This window comes from Selenomonas sp. FOBRC9 (assembly GCF_000287655.1).
GTDB lineage: Bacteria > Bacillota > Negativicutes > Selenomonadales > Selenomonadaceae > Centipeda > Centipeda artemidis.
This window is the reverse complement of record NZ_ALJR01000003.1, coordinates 127,046-142,292: the sequence shown is the minus strand read 5'-3', so window position 1 is coordinate 142,292 and position 15,247 is coordinate 127,046. Positions and strand designations below refer to the sequence as shown.

Below are 15,247 nucleotides of genomic sequence, written 5' to 3'. Positions count from 1 at the left end.
GGAGACCTATGAGACGGAAAGCGTATGTCGGGATTGCGATACTCGCCGCAATCCTTGTCTGCGCGGCAGCCGGCATCCACATCGTGCGCGCACAGGCGTTCATGACGCAGATCGGGGCGATGGCGGAGAGTCTCGCGGCGCAGACGCTCGGAACGGATGTGCACATCGGTGCGGTGCGGATTCTCTCGCTGCATGAAGTGTCGATCGACGATATTGTGATTTACGATAAGCAGGCGGAGGCTGTCCTGCGCGCCGATGAGGCGCGGGTGACGCTGCGCCTGCTTTCGTTGCTTTCGTCGCCCGAAGCATCTGTTGACGAGATTCGTCTTATAGGGGCACATGCGCATATTGTGCATCGTGCGGATGGGTCTTGGAATTATGCCGATTTGGTTCCGGAAACGACGGAGCCGAGTACCTTCACGGGGCGCATCCGTCTTGCGGATGCGGAGGCGGACATCACGGCCGACGGTCGTGCGGCGTCGGCAACAGGCATTACGGGGACAGTGGATATTGATCGCGGTGAAGCTGCATGGGATCTCGCCGGGGATCTCTCAGGCATAACGCTTCGGGTGCGGGGAGAGACGGCAGGGGGGACGCAGAAGCTCCTCTGTACGGCAGATGGTGCGGATCTCCTGCCCGTACTTGATCTGCTCCCGCAGGGAACACTTCCTGCAGAAATCACAATTCACACGCTCCGTGCTTCTCACATTGAGGGGCTGATGACGCGCACGGACGGCGTACTTGCGTTAGATGGACGCGCGGACGGGCTGGAAGGGACGGCGCTGCTCTATGGGACGGAAACAACGCTCCGGAGCGCAGCACTGCACTTTAACGAGCGAGAACTCTACATCGCGGCGACAGCGGAGGCAGAGGGGGAAACTGCGCGCATCGACGGAACGATCCGCTTTGACACGGAAGAGCCGTATCTCGATCTCAATGTGCGGGCACAGGATTTTGCCGTGGGGAAAATTCTCAAAAATGCGCCGTACGAAGGCGATGTTACGGCGGATGTCCGGCTGACCGGAACCGTGGGCGATTTTGCGGTCGCAGGCAAACTCACAGCGGCGCAGGGAACCGCTTACGGCGTACCGTTTACGGATGCATCGGCGGATGTCTCCTATGACGCCGGCGTCCTTTCGTTTCATGACCTCTCGGCATCGGCATTTGGCGGCACGATTGCGGGCGAGGGAAGGCTTGATACATCCGACCTTTCTTATATCGCGCATCTGACGACGAAGGGCGTGCAGCTCGCGCGGCTCTCTGCGGACGTCGATGCTGCTCTGCCGGTCGGCATTGAGGGAGCTCTTGATGCCGATCTCGGTATTGTCGGGCACGGCACGGATCGGACGGCGCTGTCCCTATCCGGCAGTGCCAACGTGATGAACGGCATGTACCGCAATATTCCTGTGGAACGTGCGAGCGCATCCTTTGCGATGCAGGGCGGGGACATCACGATCGATTTCCTCAGTCTCAATCTGCCGAATGATACGGATCTTGGCATCGAGGGGCAGATTATAGGCGGGTCTGCGCTTGATCTGCGCTTTTACGGCGGTCACGTCGATCTCTCTTTGCTGAATCGACTTGACGACCGCATCAATTGTTCCGGATTCTCGGATTTCAGCGGGACGGTGCGCGGCGATATCCATGACCCTCAGGTCACACTGCAGGTGTCGGCAACGCGCGGCACATTGATGTATCAGCCGTTTGACAGCTTAATCTTCCGCGCAGAGGGCTCTCTCTCCGGGGTTGGTATCCATGATTTTTCAATGGAACGAAATGGGCGCGTGGTCTGGCTTGTGAACGGTACGGTCGGTTTTACAGGCGCACGCAATATTGATCTGCAAATCGACACCATCGGCGCGCGTATGGAGGACGTCGCGGCTCTTGTGGCACCGGATCAGCCGATCACGGGCAACATCGATAATATCATCAAATTCACAGGAACCCTCGATAACCCCCATGCCGTCGGCTATGTGCATTTCTACCGCGGCAGCTACGGCGGTGTCCTCCTCTCAGGGGTGGACGGCGACTATTTCATGGAGAACGGCATCATTCGTCTGCAGGTGTTCCATATCTTCTCACCGATGGTCGATATGGTGCTGAACGGAACCGTTACGTCACAAGGGATTCTTGACCTTGATGCCGAGGTGCGTGATCTTGACATGAAGCGGTTCCAACACAAACTCCCCTATGAGGTGGAGGGACACGGCACGTTTGACGGTAAGATTGTGGGCTCTATCTCTCATCCCATTTTCCGCGGAGATCTCAAAGCGGACCGCATCGTGATGAACGGCACCGAGCTGACGGAGATTCGGAGCATCGTTCATTATGAAAACGGTATCGTCGAGATGGATCATATCGGATTCCGTCAGGGCGAGTCCGGCAGTGTGACGGCAAATCTGCGTTACGATACGCAGACGGAAGCCCTGCACGGGACGATGGATATGGAAAACTTTGATGTGGGAGCACTCCTCGCGCTTGCAGATCAAAAAGAGGATCGCATCGCGGGTAAAATTACCAGCCGTGCATCCTTTGGCGGAACCCGGGACAACCCGTCCGCCGTGCTGACGGGGACAATTTCAGAGGGGACGGTCGCGGGCTATCCCGTGACCGACGTCGCAGTGGATATTTCATATGTCAACCATGTATTGACGATCAAGACGCTCGCGGGGAAACAGGGAAGCGGAACGTTCTCCGCTGCGGGAACGGCTGATTTTTACGGCACGTCGAACGTGAACATCACAGCGTCGGATATTGCGCTTGGCATGTTCACCGGTCTCGCAGGCATCCCCGACGAGGTGACGGGAACGGCATCGGCCGCAGTGCATATCGGGGGCAATACGCAGAGTCCCGAGGTGGATATGAATCTCACGGCAGTGAACGGCGGCATTCGCGGTTCCGCCTTTGACGAGCTGACGGGAGCGGCACAGCTGCGCGGCTCCGTCATTGAACTCAGCAGCCTTACGGTGAAAAAAACGATCGACGGTGTTGTCTATACGGCAAGTGCCCATGGAAAACTGCCCGTGCGCGCCCTGACGGCGGAGCGCGGAGAAACGCTCAGCTCCTACGAGCAGATCGATCTCACGCTGTCGCTCGACAACGCCGATCTCTCGCTGCTGCCTGTGTTCTCCAATAGTGTGGAATGGGCGCTCGGAAAGACGGAGGGCGGCCTGCATGTGCAGGGATCGCTCGCGGCACCGCGCATTGAAGGTTCTCTGCGCGTTGTGGGCGGTGCCGTTAAAATTAAGGGCGTAGAAATTCCTATAACAGAAATGCAGGTGCAGATTGATGCACTCGGGGATTCCATTGCCGTGCGCACCTGCACGGGACGGATGGGATCGGGCGGCTATATGCTGACGGGACAAACAAAGCTGAGCGGCGTCCGTCCGACTGCCTACGATTTCACACTTGTCATGAACGCACTTGAGCTCAAAACATCGTTCTACGACGGACCTTTTACCGGGACGCTGCATCTCACGAAGGATACCTATTGGGGAGAGACGCTGCCGAAGATTTCGGGCACGATCGATATTGGCCGCGCGCTCATCTCCATTCCATCACTTCCGGATACGGAAGATACGCTGCCGAATATCATCCTGGATGTGGATCTTTCGGTCGATCGCCATGTGCATTTCTTTAGTCCAAATCTCTACGATATGCATCCCTCGGGGCATGTGCATTTTGGCGGGACGACCCGGCATCCGCGCACGACGGGACAGATCAGTGTGCGGCGCGGCGATACGGTCAGCTATCTGCGCACAGTGTTCAAGATTCGCGAGGGTACGGCGACGTTTAATCAGATGGAGTCGTTCCTCCCGGAGATCGATTTCTATGCGCAGGCGCAGCTCTCCCGCACGCGGGTATACCTCTCTGCACACGGACCGCTCGATCATATGGATTTCAAGTTGGGGTCATCGCCGGAGATGTCCGAAGAGGAGATTATTCGGATGCTCACATTGCGCAGTGCCTATAACAATGGAGAGAGCGGCATCACGGCGGCAGATCTGTTGTCGATCGGGCTTCAGATGAGCATCCTTTCAGAGGTGGAGGATACGGTGAAGAACTTCCTCCGGCTCGATGTGCTCCGCATTTCGAGCGGCAGCGGTGCGCTGTTTGAAACCAAGGATGATGAGGCGATCAAAAAACATGAGGACGAGTATAACATCGAGATGGGTAAATATCTTGGCGACCGCGTGCTTGTCCGCTATGTACAGGGACTTGGCGGCGCGGCAAATAAGCATCGCTATGGCGTTCAGTATGATTTCAATGATAAATTCGGCATATCCTACGATCGCGACGAAAGCGGGAAGCATCTGCTCGGCGTAGAGGCGCGGATTCGGTTCTAGAATATGCTTCAGGAAAAGGGGTGAGACCATGTTTGCAGATTATGTGAAAAAACTCTCCGCCGTCGAGAAACTGCGCCCCGACGAGGAGCGTGCGCTCTGGCGCGCCTATAAGGAGAAGGGAGACGAGGGGGCGCGGCGGCGCATCATCGAGGCATATCAGCCGCTCGTCTTTCGGGAGGTGATGCCGTATCGTGCACTGCCTGCCGTCATGGATGCGGTACAGGAGGGAACCATCGGTCTCATTGAGGCGGTCGAGCGCTATGACCCGGCGCGCGGTGTTGCCTTCAGCCTCTATGCGGTACACCGGGTGCGCGGATGCATTCTTGATTTCCTGCGGCGTGAGGGAACGGTGGATCTCCCCTGTCTCGAGGCATCGGATGAAATGCATGAGACAGCAAAGGAACTGATCGCCGCCGTGCAGCCCTCCGTCCCCGAGCTCGCAGAGCATCATGCGCTCGTCGGTGTGCTTGGTGATGCGATGGCACGTCTGCCGCTGCAGGAGCGCCGCGTCTTGGAGGGCGTTACCATCGGCGGAACCGGGGCGCAGACGATGGCGCAGATGCTCGATGTGACCCCCGCGCATATCTATCGGCTGCAGCAGAGCGGCATTCGCCGCATACGCGGAATGCTCTCGCGTTTTATGCAGTATTGGTAAGACTTGAATCTATTACCCTGCTTGTAGTATAATCTAAGATATCTGTGCAAAAGGAGGTGCGGCGATGGATGCGGATCGCCAAGAACGGCAGAAGTCTATCTGTGCTGCCCGTGACTGGCTCTCGGGTGCGGCGGATGCCATTGCGGGTGAGGACGACCTCGCAGGTGATCTGAAGGTCATGCTCGCGCATGCGGAGCTCTCTCGTCTCGCCGCAGCGCGCAGAAAACGAGTGCGCCGCGTCCTGCGGTGGCTCGTTCCGCCCCTTGCGGCAGCGGCCGTATGGGCGGTGGTGTCGTGGAGCGGAGCACCGCCCGCAGAGCGGGCGCAGGCAGTACCGCCCCCACCCGCTGCTCCGCCGCAGGAGCAGCGCATTGAGACACGTGCACCTGTGACGGTACCTGTGCAGACGGAACAGGCGGCACATACCGCCGCGGAAACCGAGGGAGCAGCGCAAACGGCAGCAGCCCCCTCCGCACCGCAGGAGGAGCGTGTGCCAAACGCCGCTCAGCCGCAAGAGACGCAGGCGCCGGCGCCGCAGACAGGTTCCCATGAGACGATTCCCACCCGCGACATGCAGCGTCTGATGCAGGTCGGCGGTAAGATTTTAAGAGAATAGCCGAGTAGGAGGTTTCCCTTTGAACAGTAAAAGATATCAAAGACTTGCATGTGCCGTAGCTCTTGGACTTGGTGTGTCCGCATCCGGACTCCCGCATGGATTTGCGGCAGAGGAGACACAGGACGCTGGTGCGGCAAGCGCCGCCGCAGAGATGGCAGGAACGCCTGTGCCCGCGGCAGCGGAGACTGCCCCCGCACAAGCTGAGCCATTGACCACCGGCGATACCGTTGTATCAACGGATGGGCGTGCAGCGGCATGGGCGGAGAAACGTCCCGCTGAGGAAGCGATCGAGAGCAGCATGATGTCCGTTGTTGGAAAAACCATTGTGGAGATCAACTTCAAGGGTGCAGCCGAGGCGACCGAGTCGGCGGCACGCGGCGCATTGACACTGCACGTTGGAGATACGGTGACGGAGGAGGGACTGACGAAAGACCGCGATGCGATCTATGCTACGGGCTATTTTTACGACCTCTATCCCGTATTTGAATCCGTGCCGGAAGGGATTGTACTCACCTACTATGTCCTCGAGAACCCGCTGCTCAAGGAAGTGAAGATTGAGGGCAATACCGCCGAGTCTACGGAGACCCTGATGGGGCTTATCACGGTGAAGCAGGGGGAGCTGCTGAACTCGCGTACCTTACAGGAAAACGTGCAGGCGATTCAGGAGAAATACCGCGCAGACGGTTATATTCTCGCAAAGATCACGGATCTCAACATCGCACAGGACGGCACGCTCACCATTAAAATCAGCGAGGGCAATCTTGAGGGGTACAAGGTCAAGGGGAATAAAAAGACAAAGGATCGTGTGATCCTGCGTGAGATGCGTCAAAAACCTGGCGAGCCGTTCAATGCGAACATGGCGCGCCGCAGTATGCAGCGTGTCTACAATCTTGGCTACTTCGAGGATGTCAATGTTAAGATGAACCCCGGTATTGAGCCGAATGCGGTCATCATGGAGATTGACGTTAAGGAGAAGCGCACGGGATCGTTCGGTATCGGTGCAGGGTACTCGAGTCAGGACGGCATGGTCGGTATGATCAGCATCAGCGACACGAACTTCCGCGGCGTGGGCGATACCATCAGCATCAGCTACGAGATGAGCGGCGACGATACGGATGCACGCGGCTATACGTTCATGTACCGCCGTCCGTGGCTCGATAAAAAGGAGACTGCGGGGACCCTGCGTCTCTACAACCGCACCTACGAATATGACGACTATGATGCGAACGGCAATCACAAGGAGTCGTTCATGCGCAAGTATGCGGGCGGAGAGTTCACGCTCAGCCGTCCGATGAGCGAGTATTCGACCAACTTTATCACCCTGCGCAACCGTAAGGACGAATATGTCAAACATACGGAGACGGGCAATGCGGGCGATCGCAGCGGCGATATGGTTTGGCGCAAGAAGAACTTTGGAACGACGCGCAGCATTACGCTCGAACATGTGACGGATACGCGCGACAATGTCTATGAGCCTACGATGGGCGCACGTGCCTCGATCTCGGCGGAGTTTGCAGGTTTTGGCGGTGACTTCAGCTTCCGGAAATACACGATCAGCGACACGCATTATTTCAAGGTGGGACACGCGCAGGTCTTTGCTGTGCGGGGACAGTACGGCATCGGCAGCGGGTCGATCTCGGAGTACAACCAGTACCGTGTCGGCGGACAGGATACGATTCGCGGCTACCGTGAGGATCAGTTCCGCGGCGACCGCATGGCGCTTGCCTCGATTGAATACCGCTTCCCGATCGTCTCGAAGGTGACGGGCGCACTCTTCACTGATTTTGGCGGTGCGTGGGACAGCGGCTTTAAGCCGTCCAATATGCACGGCAGCGTCGGCATCGGGCTCGGGCTCAATACGCCGATCGGTCCGCTGCGCCTTGACTATGGGCGCGGCTCGCAGGGCGGACGCGTACACTTCCGCGTCGGCGGCACGTTCTAATGCGTGGGGGGCATCCCCCGGCGGTACTTCCGGGGTGGGTGCGTGCATTCGTATGCCTGCTCGTTCTCTTCTGCGCATCGCCCGTCTTTGCGGGAGAGCTGCGGGTGGATGGGGCGACGGCAGTTGTGACGGGAGCGCAGCCTATCCCACCGCTCGTACGTGCGCGCATGGAGCGCACGGTCGCGGCAATCGCGGCGGAACGCATGGAAGGACGGCGGATCTCTGAGATTGCTCCTGCAGAGGAGGAGCAAATCATCGGTGCGGTCTTTGACCGCCTGCTCGTCGGCTATACCGTCACCGGAGTGCATGTCCGACCGGATGTATCCGCTGTTGTTGAGATCACGCTTGCCCCGTGGGCGGACACGATTACGTCGGTCACGGTCACGGCAGAGGTGGAGGGAATGCCTCCCGCGGTGGAGGCGCTCGTGCGAGAGGATTTGACCGGCGCGGGGCAGGTCTTTTCCGATGCGCTCATTGGCCTGCCTGTTGCGGCGACGGACTGGGCGTCAGGCGCGTTAAAGCGCCGATTGACAGATTATATGGAAGAACACCTGCCGTCGTTTCGTGCGGATTATGATATCGATGTGGATCGGACGGCACATGTGCATCTGACGGTTTATCCGCGGCTGCCCGTTGTGCGGACGGTCGATCTTTCGATGCGCTCCGACACCATACCGAACGTAATGCTGCTCACGCGGCGCTCTGTCCTGGAGGCGGAGGTCAACCGCCTGGTGGGTGTGCCGGTTGCCTTTATCGAGCAGCACCGCACGGATTTTGAGCGGCAGCTTTCCGGTGTGATTGACAGCGGGAGTGACTTTCGACGGCTGCATCTGGTTTCGCATGTTGAGATCACGCCGGGCGAGCGCATGAGCGTTATGTGCCGTACGGATACGACGCGCTATCGGCTGCGCCTTACTGGGTGGCTTGATATTGGGCGTTCGGCGCAGGGGAACGACCACACACGGCGCAATCTGAACGTGCGTCTGCACGCAGGGCAGATGCTCAGTGCTCGCGAGGAACTCTATGTGGAGGCGGATGTTGCTCCGGAGGATGTTCGCTTTGACGGGCGGATCGGCTATGCCCGCACACTCCTGCCGCATTTAACGGGAGAACTGCGCTGCGACCTGCGTGGGGGGGAACTCTCTGTGGCGGGTTTGTATGCATTTCATCCGCGCTGGCTGCTTCGCTATGAGCACTTCACGGAGAGCGGCACAGGGGAATTCGAACTGCGCTATAAGCTGCACGACTTCCTTAGCCTTGCGGGGTTCGTTGACCGACACGATGCATGGCTCCGATTGATTGGCAACTTCTAGGGAAAACTGCCGTACAATAGGGGAGAGGAGGCGCAGACTGCATAGTGAAACGAATTTCCATTGTTGTTCCCGTTTATAACGAGGAGGGGAACATTGCGCATTTTGCGCACAGCATCGCCGTCGTAATGGCAGCGCTCCCCTATGATTACGAACTCCTCTTTGTGGACGACGGCTCCCGCGACGGCAGCAGGGAGATCCTCCTGGAACTCGGCGCGGCGGATCGACACGTGCAGTCGATCTTCCTTGCGCGTAATGCGGGGCACCAGATCGCGCTGACCTGCGGCATCGACCATGCGGACGGTGACGCCGTGATCACGATGGACGGCGACATGCAGCATCCCCCCGAACTTTTGCCCAAACTCATCAAAAAATGGGAAGAGGGCTTTGAGATTGTACAGACCGTACGTCTGACGACCGAGGGCGTGTCCATCCTCAAACGTCTGACGTCAAAATATTACTATCGTCTTCTCAACGCACTTTCGGATGTAGAGATTCAAGAGGGCGGGTCGGATTTCCGTCTGATGGACAGGAAAGCCGTCCTTGCACTGCGCCGTTACCGCGAACATGCACGGTTCATCCGCGGTATCGTCGGCTCGATGGGATTTCGTAAGACAATTGTGGAGTTTGTGGCACACGAGCGATTCGCCGGGCAGTCGAAGTTCTCCCTGCATAAGATGATTTCGTTTGCACTCGACGGTATCCTTGCGTATTCGGTGCAGCCGCTGCGCGCCGCGTTCTACGTTGGAATGCTCTCGGCGCTCTTTTCCGTACTGCTCTTCCTGCATGTTCTCTTTGAGACCATGCGCGGTGAGACGGTGCCGGGATGGTCGACTATCGTCGTCTGCTGTGCTTTTTTCGGCGGGATGCAGATGATGATGCTCGGCATCTGCGGAGAATATATCGCGCGCATCCTGCAGGAGGTCAAAAACCGCCCGCTCTACCTCATCGCGCAGGATAACCGGCAGGGGGCGGCGAAAGAGGAGGAGGTATGAACGACAGTCTGAAATACGGCGGCACGCTCTTTCTGCTCGCCGTCCTCTATTTTTGGGGCAACGCTGCCCTGCCCGTTACGGCACCTGTCGAGGTGAACTATGCCGAGACCGCGAAGGAAATGCTCGCTGCGGGGGATTATCTCTCGCCGCAGATCTATGGCAATTATTGGTATGATAAGCCCATCTTCTTTTACTGGGAGCTGATCGCGGCGTTTTCTGCGTTCGGTGTGACAGATTTTGCCGCGCGGTTTTTCCCCGCCCTCTTCGGTGTTTTCGGGCTTCTCTTGACTTACGCCTTTGCGCGGCGCCTCTATGACGAGCGGACAGCCTTTTGGTCGACGCTGGTCCTCGGCTCCTGTGTGCTCTATGCCGTGCTTGCGAAGCTCATTCTTACGGATATGAGCCTTTTTGTCTTTTTTGGGGGGACGCTTGCGGCGTTTTTCCTCGGCTACGAAACGGGCGGGCGAGGATATTTCTACGCCGCGTATGCCTGTGCGGGATTGGCGACATTGACTAAAGGACCCATCGGGATTCTCCTGCCCGGTCTGGTTATCTTCGTATTTCTCGTACTGCGGCGGGACTTTGGTGCACTCGTGCGCATTCGGATTCTGACGGGGCTCGCGGTCTACCTCGCGGTCTGCGCACCGTGGTACTGTTATATGTATCTGACGCACGGCGCAGATTTCGTGAATACGTTCCTGGGAATTCACAATGTCCTGCGCGCGACGGTCTCCGAGCATGCACAGTGGAACGTGTGGTATTTCTATCTCGGTATCTATTTCCTCGGTATGTTTCCGTGGAGCTTTGCGCTGCCGCTCGCACTCTTTCGCGCGTGGCGCGTGAGCACTGCGATCGATGTGCGCGCGCAGTTCCTGCTCGTTTGGGCGATTGTTGTGCCGCTGTTCTTTCAGTGCATGGCGACGAAGTACCCGACATACAGCTTCCCCGCTTTTTTGCCGACGGCGATTCTCACGGCGCGTCTGTTGCTGCAAAATCCTCGCGTCCTGCGTGCTGCGGGGACGGTGGGCGTCGGGATGTACCTCGCCGTGGTGCTCCTCGTGACGAACTACGCGATGCACGACGGGCATTTCAGCGGGAAGGAAGCGGCGGCGCTCATCCGCCCGCAGATGCAAGCCGACGATCTGCTCGTTTGTTACGGCGACTATACGGCGACCGTTCCGTACTATACGGGGCACACGATGTATGAGCTCGCGGCGCGCGAGGAGATTGCGGTGCGTGCACCAAAGGAGATGAGCTGGAACAGCAAGAACGTTATGCCGTTCCTTCCGCTCGACGAGCTGCCGCGTGACCGCACGGTCTATCTTGTGGTGGAGCGGCACGCCTTCGACGCTTTTACCGAGAATTTTGCGGCGGAGGAGTGGGAGCTGCTTGGCGAGATGCCTGCGCAGAAGACGAAGCTGCGCATCTACCGGCGTGCGGCACAGAAGGAGTAAGCGGTTTTATGTGTTTATCTTGCGGAATTACGCCGTATGGTGTATGATTGAGACATAACTATTCTGCGGGGAATTTTTAGGAGAGTTGTGCCCGCAAGGGCACGGAGAAAGAGGGGAAGCCATGGTGAACATTAAAAAGCAAGGTCTTGCAGCCGCCGTCTTTGTTGTCTCGTCCATGCTGATCATGGGCTGCGGAGGAAAGTCCGCGGAGCGTGTGCCGGGATCGGGGGCTCTTCAGGGAGAGCGCGACCCGCAGCAGGTGATTACCGCCGAGAATTTTGCTTCTATCGAACCGGGGATGACGCGCGGCGATGTCGAGGCAATGTACGGAAAGGGACGCCACGTTGGCAAGAGTATCGAGAGCGGCGTCTACACGGATACCTATGAGTGGCAGGACGGTCCCTATAAAGTGGTCACATGCACGTTCCTGCATGAGAATTGGCTCAACAATCCGCTCTCTTATCCGCGGCTCGTCAGCAAGGAGCTCCGTGCAACGGATGAGATTGCCGAGACGGTGAACGGTTCCGTGACCAAGGCAAAATACGATACGCTCACCTACGGGATGAACCTTGTGGGCGTACGCTATGCGCTTGGTGCGGACGGAACAAAGCTCGGCGAGAGCGTCGTCCCGGGAGCCGAGACAGAGATCTACGGGTGGGCGGTACCCAACGGACGCGTAGCCCGCGTGACCTTTCAAGACGATAAGCTGATCGCGATGAATCTTGAAAACGCGCTTTCCTCTTATCGCAAAGTAAAATGATATTGAATTGCGGCGCACTCTTTGTTATAATGAGTGCATTCGGCATTCGTGCCGGAGTTTCTTAATAGGAAAAGGAGATTTTTTCATGATCAAACTTGAGAAGAAGCAGGTTAAATTCATCAGCATCCTCATCGCCGTCGTCTTCGTCGGCTCGGTGGTCGCGCTCGCGCTCACGCAGAGCGGCTCGGGCATTGCGTCGGCGGCGTCGTCCGCGGTCGGTGTTGTGGACTACCGTCAGGTCGGCAGCCAGCATCCGCAGCTCGCGGCGGCCAGTGCAGAGATGCAGAAGGCTGCGCAGGAGGCACAGGCGGATTTTGAGTCGAAGTCGGCAAACATGAATGATCAGGAGAAATCCGATTACTATCAGCAGACGAGTCAGCGCCTTCAGCAGAAGAATGAAGAGCTGATGGAGCCGATTGAGAAGAGCATTCAGGACGCTGTGAAGAGCGTCGCGGAGAAGAAGGGACTCTCCGTCGTCATCGATAAGGGCGCTGTGGTCTATGGCGGACAGGACATCACGCAGGATGTCATCAAGCAGCTCAGCAAGTAATCCACATCCTACGATATTGACATGCGCATATGTACCGGGCAGAGCGCTGCTCGGTACATTTTTATAGGAAAGCGCGGGAGGAGACGGGCGTATGCGCGAACTTTGGCACACAAGGCGCGGGCAGATTCTTGCGGGGGGAGCGGCGCTGCTGCTGATTCTCCTGCTCCTCATGTTCCTCACTCCCAAAAAAGAGCATGCTTCCGAAGAGAGCGATATTGCTTTTCTTCGAATCACGGAGGTACTCGCGGCACACCCCGCCTATGAACGTCTCGTGCAGCTTCGCGCCGAGGAACGCATGCTTTCGCTGCGCATAGAGGATATGCCGACCGCACAGGAGGTTACTCCGCCTGATGCAGATCCCGCGCCATTTGATGACTCCGTGTGGCAAAAGAACGCGCAGACTGTCATCGGGGCGCGCGTCGCACTTGAACGCGAACGCAAACGCCTGATGGAGGTCTATGCAAAGGAAACGGAGGCGGACTACAAGGCGCGCAGCAAGGCGATCGACGACGAGTATCTGAACGCGATCCTCAACCTCAACCTCAAGATCGACAATCAGCGCGCCATGCACGGGCTGCGCGTCTCCGAGGAGGAGCTCGCCCGCGAGCGTGCGGGCTGGGAGCAGCAGCTAGATGCACTTAAGACCGAGCGCGGGGCTCGTCAAATTGCGCTCTACAATGCGTGGCGGGACGAGATTGCGGCACGTGTCGCGGCGCGCATCGAGCCGCAGGAGGCGGCATGGACGGCGCGCGCGGGGGAGACCGTCGCCGCACAGAAAGCGGAGGCGGATCGTCTGCGCGCCGCAGCGGAGGAACGCGGCGCGCAGATGATGAAGCGTGCGCAGGAGGCACAGGAAGCGCGCAGTGCGGCGGCGCAGCGCGCCCTGCGCTTGGCGCAGGTACGCAGCAGTGCGGATGCCCTTGAGGAGCAGATTTTACGCGACGTGCGCAGCCGCGCGGCAAAGCTCGCGCTCATGCACAAGTTCTCCCTCGTCCTCGCCGCGCCCGAGGAGCGCGCCGCGGCACATCTGCCGGGGGCAGATACATTTGCTCCCGTGCGGCGAACTCCGCTTGTCTCCGTGACGGCGCGTGATATCACCGCGGAGATGGTGCAGGAAATGCAGAGCATCAAAGAATGAAAGGAACTTTATCCATGAAATATTTCAGCGCAGCCCCTGCGGCTGTCCTTCTTGCGGCAAGTATCTTTACGGCAGGCTGCGGCCAGGTGCATGTCGGCACGGTCGATCGTGAGCGTGTGCAGAATGAAGCACCGCAGCTGCAATCTCTCGTTGCGGAAGCCAATACGAAGCTCGCCGAGGCACAGGCGGAGGCACAGCAGCGGTTCCAGGCGAACCCCAATATGACGCCGGAGGAAGCACAGCAGGTACAGATGGACGCCCAACGCAAGATGGCGGGGCTGAACCAAGTCTACAGCGTTCAGCTCGAACAGAAGATGAACGTTGCGATCCAAGAGATCGTGAAAGATAAGAAACTCGACGTCGTGATGGACAGCTCAAAGAAGTACCCGACCGTCATCTCCGGCGGCACAGATCTGACCGATGAAGTCATTCAAAAACTTCAATAAAAGGGGAATCATGCATGGAAAAGACAGTCAGTGAGATTGCTGTACTGGTTGGCGGCAGAGCGGGCGGCGACACCGGACGCATCATAAAAAGCCTTGCCGCTCTCGATGAGGCGGGCGTGAACGATCTCGCCTTTGCCGTGCCCCCGCATATTGATGAGGCACGCGCCTGCGAAGGGCGCGTGGGTGCCCTCCTTCTGCCCGGCGGCACGGAGGGCTTTTCGTGTGCGGTGATCTATGTGGACGATCCCAAGGCTGCGTTTGCAAAGCTGCTCGCGATCTTTACCCCTGCGATCGACCACCCGGTCGGTGTGAGCGACGAGGCCTACATCGGCGCAGGCGTCCGCATCGGCGCGGGCGCGACCGTCCTGCCCTTTGCCTATGTGGACGACAACGCTGTGATCGGCGCAGGCGTGACGCTCTATCCGCATACCTACGTCGGGCAGTACAGCGAGATCGGCGACGGGACGACGCTCTACCCGAACGCCGTTGTGCGCGAGCACTGCCGCGTCGGGGCGCGCTGCACGATTCACAGCTGTGCGGTCATCGGCGCGGATGGCTTCGGCTTTACGACGGAGCGGGGCGTACATACAAAGGTGCCGCAGGTCGGCGGCGTCGTCATCGAGGACGACGTTGAGATCGGTGCCCATGTCGGCATCGACCGTGCGACACTCGGCGCAACTGTCATCGGCAAGGGGACGAAGATCGACAACCTCGTCCACATCGGGCACAACTGCAATATCGGGGCGAACTGCCTTATCGTCGCGCAGACAGGCATCTCCGGCTCGACGAAGGTTGGGCACAACGTCACGTTCGGCGGGCAGGTCGGCACGGTCGGACACATCAACATCGGCGCGAATTCGGTCTATGCCGCGCGCTCGGGCATCATCGGCGACATGCCGGAGGGAACGTTCGGTGCGGGCTTCCCCGTGCAGTCCCACGCGGAGTGGCTGCGCGTACAGGCGGCGATCCGCCGTTTGCCGGAAATGGCGAAAAAGCTGAAGGCGCTCGAAAAGAAGCTCTCCGGGGACGCCTGAG

12 protein-coding genes are annotated in these 15,247 nt (G+C 58.7%); all 12 read left to right on the top strand.

The window, feature by feature from the left end:
• The first annotated feature begins 8 nt into the window (after positions 1–8).
• Complete coding sequence (locus HMPREF1147_RS01155) at positions 9–4,346, top strand: translocation/assembly module TamB domain-containing protein (RefSeq protein ID WP_009657293.1); 4,338 nt, start codon at positions 9–11, stop codon at positions 4,344–4,346.
• 28 nt (positions 4,347–4,374) lie between these two features.
• Complete coding sequence (locus tag HMPREF1147_RS01150; protein WP_009657382.1) at positions 4,375–5,001, top strand: sigma-70 family RNA polymerase sigma factor; 627 nt, start codon at positions 4,375–4,377, stop codon at positions 4,999–5,001.
• A 64-nt stretch (positions 5,002–5,065) separates the two neighbouring features.
• The gene (locus tag HMPREF1147_RS01145; RefSeq protein WP_009657276.1) at positions 5,066–5,617 is read left to right on the top strand and encodes a hypothetical protein; all 552 of its coding nucleotides are present in this window, start codon (positions 5,066–5,068) and stop codon (positions 5,615–5,617) included.
• Between the two features lie 19 nt (positions 5,618–5,636).
• Positions 5,637–7,559 carry an outer membrane protein assembly factor gene (locus HMPREF1147_RS01140; protein WP_009657352.1) on the top strand — a complete coding sequence of 641 codons (1,923 nt, stop codon included), beginning with the start codon at positions 5,637–5,639 and terminating at the stop codon, positions 7,557–7,559.
• Positions 7,559–8,872: an acylphosphatase gene (locus tag HMPREF1147_RS01135; RefSeq protein WP_369791730.1), complete on the top strand. Its 1,314-nt coding sequence runs from the start codon at positions 7,559–7,561 to the stop codon at positions 8,870–8,872. Before HMPREF1147_RS01140 ends, HMPREF1147_RS01135 begins: the two co-directional genes overlap by 1 nt.
• A gap of 44 nt (positions 8,873–8,916) precedes the next feature.
• Positions 8,917–9,864 (top strand): glycosyltransferase family 2 protein, encoded by a 948-nt coding sequence (locus HMPREF1147_RS01130; protein ID WP_009657345.1) that lies wholly within the window; start codon positions 8,917–8,919, stop codon positions 9,862–9,864.
• On the top strand, positions 9,861–11,318 hold the full coding sequence (locus tag HMPREF1147_RS01125) for a glycosyltransferase family 39 protein (RefSeq protein ID WP_009657406.1): 1,458 nt from the start codon (positions 9,861–9,863) through the stop codon (positions 11,316–11,318). The genes HMPREF1147_RS01130 and HMPREF1147_RS01125 overlap by 4 nt, the downstream gene beginning before the upstream one ends.
• Before the next feature lie 121 nt (positions 11,319–11,439).
• Complete coding sequence (locus HMPREF1147_RS01120) at positions 11,440–12,078, top strand: hypothetical protein (RefSeq protein ID WP_009657340.1); 639 nt, start codon at positions 11,440–11,442, stop codon at positions 12,076–12,078.
• An 85-nt stretch (positions 12,079–12,163) separates the two neighbouring features.
• Positions 12,164–12,628: an OmpH family outer membrane protein gene (locus HMPREF1147_RS01115; protein WP_009349717.1), complete on the top strand. Its 465-nt coding sequence runs from the start codon at positions 12,164–12,166 to the stop codon at positions 12,626–12,628.
• Between the two features lie 91 nt (positions 12,629–12,719).
• Positions 12,720–13,766 carry a hypothetical protein gene (locus HMPREF1147_RS01110; protein WP_009657375.1) on the top strand — a complete coding sequence of 349 codons (1,047 nt, stop codon included), beginning with the start codon at positions 12,720–12,722 and terminating at the stop codon, positions 13,764–13,766.
• 14 nt (positions 13,767–13,780) lie between these two features.
• On the top strand, positions 13,781–14,212 hold the full coding sequence (locus HMPREF1147_RS01105) for an OmpH family outer membrane protein (protein WP_009657385.1): 432 nt from the start codon (positions 13,781–13,783) through the stop codon (positions 14,210–14,212).
• 14 nt (positions 14,213–14,226) lie between these two features.
• Complete coding sequence (gene lpxD, locus HMPREF1147_RS01100; RefSeq protein ID WP_009657261.1) at positions 14,227–15,246, top strand: UDP-3-O-(3-hydroxymyristoyl)glucosamine N-acyltransferase; 1,020 nt, start codon at positions 14,227–14,229, stop codon at positions 15,244–15,246.
• Position 15,247 lies beyond the last annotated feature (1 nt).

What these genes read in the sequence shown, in the direction of transcription:
- HMPREF1147_RS01155 (WP_009657293.1), top strand. Translation starts at nt 9, where the DNA reads ATGAGACGGAAAGCGTATGTCGGGATTGCGATACTCGCCGCAATCCTT.
- HMPREF1147_RS01150 (WP_009657382.1), top strand. Translation starts at nt 4,375, where the DNA reads ATGTTTGCAGATTATGTGAAAAAACTCTCCGCCGTCGAGAAACTGCGC.
- HMPREF1147_RS01145 (WP_009657276.1), top strand. Translation starts at nt 5,066, where the DNA reads ATGGATGCGGATCGCCAAGAACGGCAGAAGTCTATCTGTGCTGCCCGT.
- HMPREF1147_RS01135 (WP_369791730.1), top strand. Translation starts at nt 7,559, where the DNA reads ATGCGTGGGGGGCATCCCCCGGCGGTACTTCCGGGGTGGGTGCGTGCA.
- HMPREF1147_RS01125 (WP_009657406.1), top strand. Translation starts at nt 9,861, where the DNA reads ATGAACGACAGTCTGAAATACGGCGGCACGCTCTTTCTGCTCGCCGTC.
- HMPREF1147_RS01120 (WP_009657340.1), top strand. Translation starts at nt 11,440, where the DNA reads ATGGTGAACATTAAAAAGCAAGGTCTTGCAGCCGCCGTCTTTGTTGTC.
- HMPREF1147_RS01115 (WP_009349717.1), top strand. Translation starts at nt 12,164, where the DNA reads ATGATCAAACTTGAGAAGAAGCAGGTTAAATTCATCAGCATCCTCATC.
- HMPREF1147_RS01110 (WP_009657375.1), top strand. Translation starts at nt 12,720, where the DNA reads ATGCGCGAACTTTGGCACACAAGGCGCGGGCAGATTCTTGCGGGGGGA.
- HMPREF1147_RS01105 (WP_009657385.1), top strand. Translation starts at nt 13,781, where the DNA reads ATGAAATATTTCAGCGCAGCCCCTGCGGCTGTCCTTCTTGCGGCAAGT.
- lpxD (WP_009657261.1), top strand. Translation starts at nt 14,227, where the DNA reads ATGGAAAAGACAGTCAGTGAGATTGCTGTACTGGTTGGCGGCAGAGCG.